Source organism: Gillisia lutea (genome assembly GCF_021568705.1).
GTDB lineage: Bacteria > Bacteroidota > Bacteroidia > Flavobacteriales > Flavobacteriaceae > Gillisia > Gillisia lutea.
Genome location: NZ_JAKGTH010000007.1, coordinates 454915 through 468221, shown reverse-complemented (window position 1 = coordinate 468221; position 13307 = coordinate 454915). Strand labels below are relative to the sequence as shown.

Annotated in this window: 12 protein-coding genes; 7 read left to right on the top strand and 5 right to left on the bottom strand. The window is 35.6% G+C overall.

Going from position 1 to position 13307, the window contains the following annotated elements; all coding sequences use genetic code 11:
* Window positions 1-1443, top strand: a complete 1443-nt coding sequence (locus L1I30_RS06435; protein WP_236133443.1) for an LptF/LptG family permease — start codon at window positions 1-3, stop codon at window positions 1441-1443.
* Between the two features lie 38 nt (window positions 1444-1481).
* Window positions 1482-2630, top strand: coding sequence for a 3,4-dihydroxy-2-butanone-4-phosphate synthase (gene ribB, locus L1I30_RS06430; protein ID WP_236133442.1), 1149 nt, complete (start codon window positions 1482-1484; stop codon window positions 2628-2630).
* 81 nt (window positions 2631-2711) lie between these two features.
* On the opposite strand, the gene L1I30_RS06425 is transcribed toward ribB, so the two are convergent.
* The gene (locus L1I30_RS06425) at window positions 2712-3347 is read right to left on the bottom strand and encodes an NAD(P)H-dependent oxidoreductase (RefSeq protein ID WP_236133441.1); all 636 of its coding nucleotides are present in this window, start codon (window positions 3345-3347) and stop codon (window positions 2712-2714) included.
* A gap of 177 nt (window positions 3348-3524) precedes the next feature.
* Between L1I30_RS06425 and L1I30_RS06420 the strand changes: the two genes are divergently transcribed.
* Together L1I30_RS06420 and L1I30_RS06415 are read left to right on the top strand one after the other, a co-directional pair.
* Window positions 3525-4124 (top strand): SanA/YdcF family protein, encoded by a 600-nt coding sequence (locus L1I30_RS06420; RefSeq protein ID WP_236133440.1) that lies wholly within the window; start codon window positions 3525-3527, stop codon window positions 4122-4124.
* Between the two features lie 119 nt (window positions 4125-4243).
* Entirely contained in the window at window positions 4244-4603 is a 360-nt protein-coding gene (locus L1I30_RS06415) for a phage holin family protein (RefSeq protein ID WP_236133439.1), read from the top strand.
* Between the two features lie 78 nt (window positions 4604-4681).
* Here the strand turns inward: L1I30_RS06415 and L1I30_RS06410 are convergent, their stop codons facing one another.
* Both L1I30_RS06410 and L1I30_RS06405 read right to left on the bottom strand, forming a co-directional pair.
* Window positions 4682-5806 carry a PepSY-associated TM helix domain-containing protein gene (locus L1I30_RS06410; protein ID WP_236133438.1) on the bottom strand — a complete coding sequence of 375 codons (1125 nt, stop codon included), beginning with the start codon at window positions 5804-5806 and terminating at the stop codon, window positions 4682-4684.
* Window positions 5807-5869: 63 nt separating this feature from the next.
* Entirely contained in the window at window positions 5870-8350 is a 2481-nt protein-coding gene (locus L1I30_RS06405; RefSeq protein ID WP_236133437.1) for a TonB-dependent receptor, read from the bottom strand.
* 258 nt (window positions 8351-8608) lie between these two features.
* On the opposite strand from L1I30_RS06405, the gene L1I30_RS06400 reads away from it, so the two are divergent.
* A complete protein-coding gene (locus tag L1I30_RS06400; RefSeq protein ID WP_236133436.1) occupies window positions 8609-9403 on the top strand; it encodes a Cof-type HAD-IIB family hydrolase in 795 nt (264 codons plus the stop codon).
* A gap of 40 nt (window positions 9404-9443) precedes the next feature.
* Here the strand turns inward: L1I30_RS06400 and L1I30_RS06395 are convergent, their stop codons facing one another.
* Window positions 9444-10382 (bottom strand): L,D-transpeptidase, encoded by a 939-nt coding sequence (locus L1I30_RS06395; RefSeq protein WP_236133435.1) that lies wholly within the window; start codon window positions 10380-10382, stop codon window positions 9444-9446.
* 334 nt (window positions 10383-10716) lie between these two features.
* Here L1I30_RS06395 and L1I30_RS06390 point away from each other — a divergent pair, with 334 nt between their 5' ends.
* Window positions 10717-10908, top strand: a complete 192-nt coding sequence (locus tag L1I30_RS06390; RefSeq protein ID WP_236133434.1) for a cold-shock protein — start codon at window positions 10717-10719, stop codon at window positions 10906-10908.
* 209 nt (window positions 10909-11117) lie between these two features.
* Window positions 11118-11690, top strand: coding sequence for a hypothetical protein (locus L1I30_RS06385; RefSeq protein ID WP_236133433.1), 573 nt, complete (start codon window positions 11118-11120; stop codon window positions 11688-11690).
* 9 nt (window positions 11691-11699) lie between these two features.
* On the opposite strand, the gene L1I30_RS06380 is transcribed toward L1I30_RS06385, so the two are convergent.
* Complete coding sequence (locus tag L1I30_RS06380; protein ID WP_236133432.1) at window positions 11700-13223, bottom strand: GH3 family acyl-acid amido synthetase; 1524 nt, start codon at window positions 13221-13223, stop codon at window positions 11700-11702.
* Between the last annotated feature and the right edge of the window lie 84 nt (window positions 13224-13307).

Genomic DNA, 13307 nt, shown 5'->3' with positions numbered 1-13307 from the left:
TTGAAGATTTTAGATAGGTATATACTGGTAAGTTATTTAAAAACATTTTTTGCTGTTTTTATCATCCTCATGTTCATTTTTGTGCTGCAAACTATTTGGCTGTACATTGGGGAGCTGGCAGGTAAAGATTTGGATGTGGGAATTATCTTGAAATTCTTACTCTATTTCTCTCCTAAACTTGTACCATTAGTACTTCCTCTAACTATACTTCTAACCTCTATAATGACCTTTGGTAGTTTTGCTGAAAAATACGAATTTGCCGCTATGAAATCTGCAGGGATCTCCCTGCAGAGGGCAATGCGCAGTCTTACCGTATTTATTGTATTTATTAGCCTGGTAGCTTTCTTTTTTGCAAACAATGTAATACCTGCCGCCGAATTCAAATCTATCAATTTACGTAAGAACATTGCTCAGCTAAAGCCTGCTATGGCCATAAGTGAAGGCATTTTTAACGATGTAGGAGAATTCAATATTAAAGTTGACAAAAAGTCTGGCGATAACGATCAGTTTCTAGACAATGTAATTATCCATCAAAAATCGGCCAGAGGCGGAAACTTAACTGTTATAAAAGCCAAGAAAGGAGAGCTGATGGGAAGCACCGAATCGGACATGCTTTCGCTAATTTTAAGAGATGGAAATTATTACGACGAAATAAAGCAGAGTGATCCGCGCAAACGTGCGAATAAACCTTTCGCTAAAAGTTATTTTAAGGAATATGTAATTAATATAGACCTTTCCACTTTTAACGATGTCGATCTGGACGATGAGAATTACCGTAACTCCCAGAACATGCTTAAGATTTCCGAGCTTTCGCAAAGTATCGATTCCTTCTCTACTTCCTATAATACCGAAATGAAGAATTTTTCGGAGGTCATGTATAAACGTACCGGGGCTACTACTTTCAACACCTATTTTAAACCAAACGATTCTATTAAAAATTTTGAAAACTCTATCTTAGAGTTGTACGATCCGAGCATGGGTCTTCAAATAATAAATCAGTCGTTAGGTACTGTTAATGCGAGCATTTCCAATCTTACCATCAAAAAGCAGGAATTTAAGAACAGTAGGAAGCAACTCAATAAATTTGAAATTGCCTTACATGAGAAATACGTACTCGGTTTTGCCTGTATTATCTTATTTTTTGTAGGAGCCCCTTTAGGTGCTATTATAAGAAAAGGTGGAATGGGATTACCCATGGTTATTGCAATTTTAATGTTCTTAACTTATCATTTTATTGGAATATTTGCCAAAAACAGCTCTGAAGATGGCACTTTAAGCCCCTTCATTGCCAGTTGGCTCTCAACACTTATTATGCTGCCCTTAGGAATTTTCTTTACCTATCGTGCTACAACAGATCAAGGCCTGCTAGCATTCGGGAATTTCATTGCTCCATTTACCAAGCTTATTAAAAAACTGGGATGGATCAAGAAGGAAACGAAATAGATTAAATATCTTTGCAGCCTGAAAAAGAAACTTTTGCTATGGCTGAAAACACCCAAGTTCAAAATACTATAAAATTACACACTATTAAGGAGGCCATCGATGATATTCGCGATGGTAAGATTATTATTGTAGTTGATGATGTGGATAGAGAAAATGAAGGAGATTTTCTTGCAGCTGCAGAAAAGGTAACTCCAGAGATGATCAACTTTATGGCTACTCACGGCCGCGGATTGATCTGTGCTCCTATTACCGAAGAACATTGTGAAGATTTAAAGCTTAACATGATGGTGGGTAACAATACCGACCCTTTAGAAACGGCTTTTACGATCTCGGTAGACCTGAAAGGTCATGGTGTTACTACAGGTATTTCTGCATCAGACAGAGCAAAAACCATTAAGGCACTGCTTGATCCTAATACGAAACCTTCAGACTTAAGCCGACCTGGACATGTTTTTCCTTTGAAAGCTAAAGAAGGAGGGGTATTAAGAAGAACCGGGCATACTGAAGCTGCTATCGATTTTGCCAGATTAGCTGGATTTCAACCCGCCGGAGTGATCGTAGAGATCATGAATGAAGATGGGACGATGGCTAGGCTACCTCAGTTGATAGAAGTTGCTGAAAAATTCGATCTTAAACTTGTATCTATAGAAGATCTTGTGGCCTACCGCATGCAACATGATTCTTTAATAGAAAAGAAAGAAGATTTTAATATTGAAACTAGGTTTGGAAGTTTCAGACTTAGGGCTTATAAACAAACAACCAACAATCAGGTGCATATTGCCCTTACAAAAGGGAGCTGGAAACCTAACGAGGAAATCCTTGTTAGAGTAAATTCTACTCTTATTAATAATGACATTTTAGGAACGCTTACCAATAATGCCGATAAAAAATTAGACGATATGTTCAAAGCCATAAATGACGAAGGTCGTGGCGCTATTGTCTTTATAAATCCTGCCAATCAATCACTTAATTTATTGAACCGCTTAGGCGAACTGAAACAGCGCCAGAAAGAAGGCGAAATTAAAGCTCCTCCGGTTATTATGGACAATAAGGATTTTGGTATTGGTGCACAAATTCTGCATGACCTTGAGATTCATAAAATAAAATTGCTTTCCAATTCTCAACAAACCAAACGTGTTGGAATGATTGGATATGGACTAGAAATTATGAGTTACGTGAATTACTAATTAGGTAAAAACCAAATAAAAAAACCGGCTAAGAATCAAATTGATTGTTAGCCGGTTTTATTTTAGAAAAGAGCGTTAATATTAATTATTAATTTCAATTATTACATCTTCCAAAGGGCGTCTCACTTTTTTAAATTCTGAAAATATATCATCTTCTGCTCGATAACCCACCGGCAAAACAAGAACAGATCTTAGGTTATGATGCTCTAAATTCAATAGCTCATCATATTTCTCGGGTACAAATCCTTCCATGGGGCAGGCATCTATTTCCTCTATAGCACAAACCGTCAGTAACGTCCCTAATGCTAGATAAGCCTGTTTGATAGCCCAGTTTGCTATTTCCTGGGAAGGCTTCTTATTAAAATCATCTATCAGAAACTCTTTGAACGGTGTCAAAATTTCTGTGGGAGTTTCTCTAATATTCTGTACCATCTCAAAATAAGCTTCAATAAAATTTTGATCTACTTCTCTCTCAATACAAAGTACCAACACATTGGAAGCGGTTGCTACTTGTTGTTGATTCATAGAGTGTTCAACAAGTCTTTCCTGTAAATCTTTACTCTGTACAACCACCATTTTAATGGGTTGTAGGCCATAGGATGTTGCCGTTAAATTAAAGGCTTTCTTTAATATCTCAATTTTCTGAAGAGGTAAGACTCGGGTTGCATCAAATTTCTTAGTTGCATAACGCCACTCCAGGGCTTCAATATTATCCATTTCAATTTCTTTACTTTTTCTGAATTGCAAATTTAAGCAATACTTTAAGGGTGAAGCCATGACATCGCTAAAAACATATTAACCTGAGCATTTTCTAATAGAAACCATAGATGCATTAACATTAAAATACTACTTTTAGAATCTGTCCGTTATCACCAGATAAAACAAGGATTCTTGATGCGTATTTTAAAGAGAATAGCTGTATTTACCCTACTACTTATTAGCTTAGGTGTGGCCTTTTTATATGGTCTTTCACGCTTTATAGCACAAGAGACTTCTCCCAGAATTTATTCGGATATTGATTCCCTGCCAGCTGCCTCTACAGCTATTGTGTTAGGGGCAAGTGTGCATGCCGACGGCCAGCTCTCTCCTATCCTTCAGGATCGAATGGACTCCGCTTTAAACCTCTATAGAAAAGGTAAAGTGAAGAATTTCCTTTTAAGTGGAGATCACCGTACCGATGATTATGATGAAGTAAATGCTATGCGTAACTATCTCTTAGATCGCAGTGTACCATCGTATCATATCACTACCGATCCTTCCGGGATAGATACCTATGACAGTATGTTCAGATCTAGCCGAGTATACAATATTACCGATGCTATTGTAGTAACTCAAAAGTTTCATTTACCGCGTGCACTTTTCATTGCGAAAAATATGGGACTGAACCATGTGGGCTATCCCGCAAATGCCAGAGAATATGAAACCGAAGGAAGTTTAATTAGAAGAGAGAAACTTGCAAATGTAAAAGCAGTATTTGAGCTTTTAACAAAATAAACTAAAGCCGAAATAAATTCATTTACAAATTAGAAGTTGCAGGTTACTTACAAATATTACTTTTTTTTAATTAGAGATATTTGATATCTTTAGTTCAACTAACTTCAAACCACCCAACTATGTTACAATGGCTTTTCCACATTTTAATTGATGCTGTTATCTTATTAATTGCTGCGAAATACATGGCTAAAGTAGAACTTAAAGGTTTCAAAACAGCTGTAATAGTAGCACTTCTTATTGGCGTTCTCAGCTTTTTACTCAGCTGGATTCTTACCGCTGTATTAAACGTTGCTACTTTAGGCTTATTCTATTTTCTAGGTTTAGGCTTTATAACCCGAGTGGTAGCCTATGCAATTGTTATTGAAATAGCCGACAAGATGAGTAAAGATTTTAAAACTATAGGCTTTACAACTTCTTTATTACTTGCTGTTATTTTAGCAGCAGTGGGAGCAGTGGTAGATGCTGTACTGTATAATTAACATCATTTCAAAAGAAATAAAGGGCCTCAAACGTATGTTCGAGGCCCTTTATCATTCAATATTTACACTATCAAATCATCACTTCTTTTTGCTTTTTTTCTTTTTCCTTCCCCACCATATTAAAAAGCCGCTTACCGGGAGCGTAGTAACAAATAAACTGGCCAAGAATGCAAAAATTTTACCTGTTATTCCAAAATATTGCCCTGTATGTAACCCATAGTTCATTTCCTGTAAACGCAAACCCAAACTTTTTTCTGAATATCCATGCTCCTTCAGAAGTTTCCCGCTATTTGGATGAAAATAAAGGTTCGACTGATGATCGAAATTAAGAGCCGTAGGGTATGCCCCTGTAACTATAGGCAAAGAATCATTTTGTTCCCACACGAAGTACATTTCATCTCGAGGAAATTCCCTAAGAGTTTCCATAAAGGCTATATCAACACTAGACTTTTTAGTCTTTGTAATAAGGTTATTAGAAATTACAAGTCCTACCTCATCTTCGGGATAGTTTTTTCCTAGGTTAGCAGTTTCATATATAACCTGCTGAACCCAAGTATAAGCAAAATTTAAGCCTGTAATTGCAATGACCAAGGCCAAGATGGAGACATAGATACCCACAACATTGTGAATATCATAGTTCACTCGGCGCCATTTCGCATTCCATTTTATGCTGAATTTCTTCTTGAGACCCTTCTTCTTTTTTGGCCACCATAGCACAACACCACTAATAAGCATAAAAATGAAGACAAAGGTTGAAACACCCACAATATGCTTCCCTATTTTTTCGGGAAGTAATAAGTGCATATGCAAATCTTCAATAATTAGGAAGAAGTCCTTATTCAGATTTTCTATATGAAGAAACTCTCCGTTATAAGGATTAAAATAGATATTATAAGGAATCTCATTAATAACACTATACACGTAAGCCGATCGATTCCTCCCCTGATACATAACTACATTGGTACTTGCCTCTGGGAATCTAGTCTTAACTTTGTTTTGAAGAACACTGGGCAAGACTAAAGGAACATCCTGTTCATCGACTAACCTCCAATCTCTGGTAAGATCCTTTATTTCGTCATGAAACGCAAAAATGCAGCCGGTAAGAGCTACAATAAATACAATTAGGCCTGATGTTAGGCCTAACCACAAATGGAGTTTCCTCACCAGTTTCTTAAAGTTCTCCTTTTTCCTTTTCTTTTTCAATATTTATCAAAAATATATAAAATGAGCCGGTTAGCTTCATAACCAAACCGGCTCACTGGCTAATTAAAATTTGTAGCTTAAATTCGCTGCAACATTCCTTGGTGTCTGCGGATTAATAGTAGACCATCCAGAGTAATACTCTTTATTTGTTAAGTTATTCAACTTCAAATTAATTCCAAATTTATCAGAATTATAGAAAACAGCGGCATTTAAGATTGTATAAGACGGTAATTCAAATACTCCGCCTACTTCTCTATTAAATATCTTATTAACATCAGCATAATTACCACCAAAACCTAGTCCAAAGCCATTCAAGTGTCCTTCATGAAATTGGTAACTCGCCCATAGATTTGCTAAATTTTTAGGGCCGGCACTTTCAGGTCTTCTATTAAGAAAATCAGTTTGATCAGACTTTGTAAGTTTGCTATCATTGTAACTATAACCTGCAATAAAATTCAGTCCTCTTAAAGGGCTTGCAGTAATACTTGCCTCGAACCCTCGACTGTATCTTTCTCCATCTTGCACATAGTAAAATGGTCTTCCTGTTTCTTCCATAACGATATTAGAAACCTGAATATCATAATAGCTCAAGCTCGCAGATAACTTGTTATCTAACAAATTAAGCTTAGTACCAAATTCTATCTGGTTAGCATGTTCCGGATCAAAAGTACGCGTCGTAGTATTTCCCTGTGCAGGATCTCCTTCCTGAGAAGGCGAAACATTGGTAAATCCGTCCATATAATTTGCAAAAAGTGCAACTTTTCCTTCAACTGGCTGGTAAACAAGTCCAAATTTAGGAGAAAGAGCAGTCTGACTATTATTTGCACTTTCAAATTGATCGACCCTTAAACTTGCCATGGCTGAAAGTTTTGACGTAAAGTCGATAACATTAGAAACATATGCGCTATAAACCTCTTCTTTAGTTTCATTGTTATTTCTGGGACTGTTGGCAATAAGATTATCGACAGCAGCTGCCGAAAGGATACCATTGTCCCCGTTTGTAACATATTGCTCAGGATTAAATATGTTATATACACTTTCATTTACATTTTGAAGGCTGGCATTCCCGATGTAAATATTTCCGTTCCCTACATAAGCTGAGCTATTATCGATAGTCTTTCTATGAAAATAATCTACTCCTACTACCATACGGTTACGCAATCCTGCAATTTTAAAATCTCCTGTGAAATTTTGTTGTAGATCTGTAGTAAGTGTAGTAGAGTTTTGATCACTGGTATATCTACTGAACACTACTCCTTCATCTAAATTGGTTAATTCCCCTTCTACTTCATCTCTACCTTGATAGAATCTGGTAGTCTCGTATAGGTACGAATAGTAACCTTTAGTTTTTGCAACACCTCGAGAAAGCACAGTTTGAGAGTTCCAAGAATCAGAAAGCTTATAATTCATCTGGCCCTGTAAGTTAAAGGTAGGATTTTCAAGTACCTGATCGTTGCTAGTATACGAACGTTTATTATCGTAGCCCAATTCATCTATATTATGCACTCTTAAAGGAGCTCCCCTATCTACGAACAGCATGGTTGGGTTTGTACTTTTACCTGAGTAAATTTCAGTATTTATAAGAAAAGAAAGTCTATCATTTACCGTGTAGCTTAACGAAGGAGCAAAGAAAAATGATTTTTTGAATCCTGCATCCTGATAGCTGTTTTCGGTGTGGTATGCGGTATTTACTCGAAGAGCGATATTTCCTTGCTCGTCAAGAGGCGTGTTAACATCGGCTGTAATTCGATTTAATCCATAACTCCCCGCAGTATAAGACAAGGTTCCTCCAAAGTAATTATATGGTTTTTTTGTAGTGATATTAATTAAACCTCCGTAAGAAATTAAACTACTCCCGTACAAAGTTCCTGAAGGACCTTTTACAACCTCTATACGCTCAATATTGGCTGGATCGGGACTGGAATTTGTGATTCCCGGTAAACCATTCACTAAAGTAGGCTGAACTGGAAAACCACGTAGAGAGAAATATCCGGCTCCATCGCCCCCTCTACCTGTAGATTCCCAAAGCTTGGTTAGTCCAGGCGCATTTTTAATAGCATCATCAAAATTAGTTACCACCTGCTGTTCCAAAAGTTCAGCTGTAATTGTATTATAAACCTGTGGATTTTCTATGTTGCTTAATGGCAACTTAGCTACATGCTCGCTGGCAGCTCTGGTAAAGGTATTGGGGTTTCCATTTGCTTTTACCACGACCTCATCCAAGCTTTCTTGTCGGGTCTTAAGCACAATCGATTTCAAATCGTTTACTTTATTCTCTGTAATAACTATGCTCCTTTCTAAAGATTGGTAACCTACATACGAGACCTTTAAAATATAATTTCCAACCGGTATATTACTTAATTGAAATTCCCCTCTAAAATTGGACTCCGTTCCTAAGGATGTCCCCTCTAATTCCAAATTAACATCAGAAATAGGATTACCTACCGTATTTACAATAGTTCCTGTTAATGCTCCTGTTGACTGGGAATAACCCAATTGAAATAGCACTAAACATAAGCTTAATAAAAAGTATTTTTTATACATTTTGATTTTATATTTATTTAGACTGTGTTTAAATAGTGTTCAAAAGTATCAATAAAATCTCTTTTCAAGAACTCTATTTAGAATTAATTTAAATAAAATTAATATCGACATATATAACCTATCGAATGTCAGCACTTTATAATGTGATTTTTTTTTAAAAGGTTATAAGCTCAGACTATTTCATAAGAACTAAAAACAATTTTAATTTAACATCGACTCCATTTGAAACAGCTATATTTGACGTTTCAAATTTGAGATATGATAAAACTTATAGTTACCGACATGGATGGAACTTTGCTGAATGATGCACACGAGATCCACCCCGATTTTTGGAATATTGAAGAAGCGCTCTCTAAGAAAGGTATCATGTTCTCGGTTGCCAGTGGTAGACAGTTTTATAACCTGGAATCAAAGTTTGAAAGGATCAAAGACCGTATGATGTTCTTCGCTGAAAACGGTACCTACGTCGTTCATAAAGGAAAAGAAGTATTTGTAAATTCTTTGGATAGAGAAGCGGCAATGGGCTTTATAACTATAGGTCGACAATTACAACATACAGAACTTGTGCTTTGCGGAAAGAATTCGGCATACATAGAAACGAAGGATACCAAATTTTACACCGAAATAAAGAAATATTATGAGCGATTGGAAGTTGTGGAAGATATTACCAGCGTTGAAGACACTATTCTTAAAGTAACAGTTTGCAATTTCAACGGAGTTGAAGAAAATACGCTGCCACACTATAAAGAATATTCTGAAACCTATAAAGTTGCTGTGGCTGCCCACACCTTTTTAGATATTACCTCGTTGAATGCTAATAAGGGAAATGCTATTAGTGGCGTTCAAAAGGAGCTGAATATCTCTCCGGAAGAGACTTTGGTATTTGGAGATTATTTGAATGATCTTGAAATGATGAGGAATGCTAAATACAGCTACGCCATGAAAAATGCACATCCTGAAATTATTAGCAATAGCAGCTTTGTGACAAATTTTAGCAATAATGAAAATGGAGTTCTTAAAACTATTGAGGAATTAGGGATTCTAGATCAATAGATTTGGGGTAATAAAATCGTAAGCATTCTTAATTATAGCTTTATTGAATTAGAGAAAGTTCGTCTTCTTCTATCAAATCCTCCACTTTATTATTAGGATCTTCATTGTATTTTGCGACATACGATTTCAGAGTTTCAATTTCTTCTTCTGAAATATTATTGGAATCAGCATTTGTAGCTAGCTGCCTCCATGGATATGGATTTTTGTAATCATATTCTCCAAAAACCATGAAGGGTGTTCCATTTTTAGTTATGGCATGCCCGGAAAGTTCCCATTGCGTAGCCCAATCGTAAATATATTGTGCATCTTCCATATAAAGTCTTACACAGGCATGACTGGCAGGATAACCTGGTAGACTATACTGATGTACTCCTACTCCTTCAAAATTCATAAAATTAAAATAATAAGGGAGCAACCAGGAATCATTTACAGTACTTACCTTTTTCTTAGCCTTGTAATTGGCATAATGAAGTCCGTTAGGCGTAGGCGTAGATTTCTTTCCTGAACTCACTGGTCCCCATTTAACTAACTTTCCACGTTCATATAAAGCAAAACCCTGTACTCTTTGAGAAATTAGCAACGTTTTGGGCAGAGAATCTAAGATGGATAATTTTTCAGGAAATGGTGAATATTTTATAAGGTCTAGATCCAATGTATCGGGAATAACCACGGGAGACCCAATTCGTAGCCTTTTTGAATCCATTCTGTTAAGCGCAAAAATAAGCTTCTTTTGATTGTCTGTATAGCTATTCTGAAAACTGTCTATAGCTGCCTTATTACTTAAGGAATCTAACTTATAGTTTACAATTAATTTGGGTTTCTTATTCACTTTTTTGGCAGAAACAGTATCCTTTTGGGAAGCTTTAGGTGTTATAACTTCAGCTTCTGGCGACTTTTTCTCACAAGAGAATAGAACCATAAAAATTACTAGATATATTGATGCGTTTTTATATTTACTTAAGAAAGTAGTTGTTTTCAATGTAGATGGATGGTTAAGTTCGAATAATTAATTTAAATTATTGGTTGTACAAGTATTTAATTGAAAAGCGAAACTATAATTATCTATTATTTATACTGGTTAATGAATTCAGAAACATTTAATAAAATTAACTTAAAAGAGTATGAAAACATTCATCCTTATATCCATTATTATGTAGTAAATATTATTTAAGAGAAAATAATATTCAGCTTTAATATGATTTGAAAAATATTTACAAAAATTAATATTTCATTAAAATATTTTAAATAAACACTTTATATAATTATAAAGTCATTAATTATCATTACATTTGCACAAATTAAATTTATATATAATGAATAGAGGAACTGTCAAATTTTTTAATGACTCTAAAGGATTTGGATTTATCACAGAAGAAGAATCAAACAAAGAATACTTTGTACACGCTAATGGTCTAGTTGACGAAATTAGAGAGAATGATGAAGTAACTTTTGATCTTGAAGAAGGAAGAAAAGGATTAAATGCAGTAAACGTTAGACAAGCTTAAGCTTAGTTTATATAGTTACTATACTTATGAAAGTTGGAGCCTCGCACACTGTGTGAGGCTTTTTTATGTTTTAATGTTGTCGATTTTCATGAAGAGTATCGCTAAAGTGTGCACGGTTAGATTACTTAATTCTGGAAAAATAACGTTAATCTACTGTTATAGCTGGCAGATATCTTTTTCTAATTATTGGTTTTAGCTATCTTCATCATATGATTGATCAACCAAATTTTGAATTTAAAAATAAGAGCATACCTTCATCCATTCTAAAGGAAGCTAAAATAGCTCTTTCCTATTACCCCGAGTTAATACATACTCCAATCGAGTTTAAATTTAAAAAGAACATTAAAAGATCCTTCATGCAGGCTCAGCCGGCTTTTAAGGATCTTTTGAAAGGGAAAAAGCAGCGATCCTATTTTATAATGATTAGTGAAAGTATCCATATTGAAGATCAGGAATTCAATATGCAGGAAATCCCATCAGACGTATTGATTGGATGGTTGGGACACGAACTAGGACATATTATGGATTACCGGGAACGCAGCGGCTGGGATCTTATAAAATTTGGAATTCGTTATATCCTCTCTTCCACGCATATAAAAGAAGCTGAAAGAGCGGCAGATACGTTTGCGGTAAATCATGGAATGGGCGACTATATTCTTGCTACCAAAGATTTTATTTTAAGTCACGCTCATTTATCGACTGCTTATAAAGAACGCATTAAACGTTTGTATCTATCCCCTGCAGAGATATTAGAGCTCGTAGATGATTTGAATACTAAATAAAATAAGTTTTTACTTTTGTGTAGCGATAAAATCTTCCCATTCTGCAAATTTCTCCTCATTCATAACTCGTTCCATTTTTACCTGCCCACCTTTTTTCTTGTTCAAAGCATTCCATTCGTTAAAGAGGTTAGGATCTATAGTCTTTACCTTCACTCCTTTTAGAGCTTTGGAACGTGCTACTTTATAGTTTTTATTTGCTGCTTTTAACGACTCGTCCAGAGCTTCAGCCAGATCATCATCATTTAGCTTAGAGGTAGTTCCAAGATACCAGGAATGAAAGAACTCTCCATCTATTCTCACTGCAGCAAGTGTAAATTCAGGGATTTGAATATCAAATCTCTCTTCCAGCTCCTGGACTGCATCATTCATTTTGTTCACTGAAAGTTGTGAGCCAACTACATTCAGAAAAAATTTAGTCCTACCTGTTATTTTAATCTCATGCTTCTCGAGGTCGGTAAATTTAATGGTATCACCAATGAGATATCTCCAAGCTCCTGAAACCGTACTTATTAATAAAATATAATCCACTTCCTCTTTTACTTCTGAAAGTGGTACTACCTCGGCATCATCTGTAATAGATCCATCTTCATTAACATATTCTGCCTTCAAGGGAACAAATTCAAAATAAATCCCATTATCCATTACCAGCTTCATCGCATGAGTATCCGGCCTTTGTTGATATGCCAAAAACCCTTCAGAAGCTAAATATGTATCAATTACAGTAATTGGGTGCGCTAATAATGCATTAAAACTTTTTGAATAAGGCTCAAAAGCTACGCCACCAGAGGTATAGACCTGTAAATTGGGCCATATCTCATGGATATTTTCTGCATTGTGATATTCTATAACTTTTTTAAGCATAAGTTCCATCCAGGACGGAATACCGGAAAGAGCACCTATATCCCAATTCTTGGCATTTTCTGCAATACGTTGTATTCTATCATCCCATTCTTCAATTTTTGCAATATCTTCTCCCGGTTTATAATAACCACGAAACCAGAATGGAATATTACTCGCTGAAATACCGCTTATCTCTCCTTCCTGATGATCACCTTCTGTTTGTAGATCGGTAGAACTGCCGAGCATCATAATTTCTTTCTCGAAGAAATCTGCCGGTAAATCAAAATTACTTAAGGCGCTAACTTGTTTGATACCCGATTGGCGAATGGCATCAACCATATCTTCTGTTACAGGGATGCGCTTACTTGTTTTTCCCGTAGTACCAGAACTAAGTGCAAAATATGGAGGTTTTCCAGGCCATGTAACATCTTCCTTTCCTTCATGCATCTTAGACCACCATTGCTCATTGATCTTATTATAGTCGAAATAAGGCACTTTAGCTGAAAATTCTTTTTTTGGATCGTCAGATTCCAAGATATGCTCAAAATCGTAATTTTTACCAAATTCAGTATTTTTTGCTGTATTCAATAATTTTTTAAGGACTCCCAATTGTGCTTCTTCTGCATTTGGCTCCGAAACCATCTTATCTCTTAATTCAATAATCCCCTTTATTAATGAACCTATAATTGCCATATTTTTGCCGTTATTTTTAAGTATCTCGAAAGATAGCCAAAAGACAAAAACCTGAGTTTAGAGGGCTTTTAAATTATAAATTAT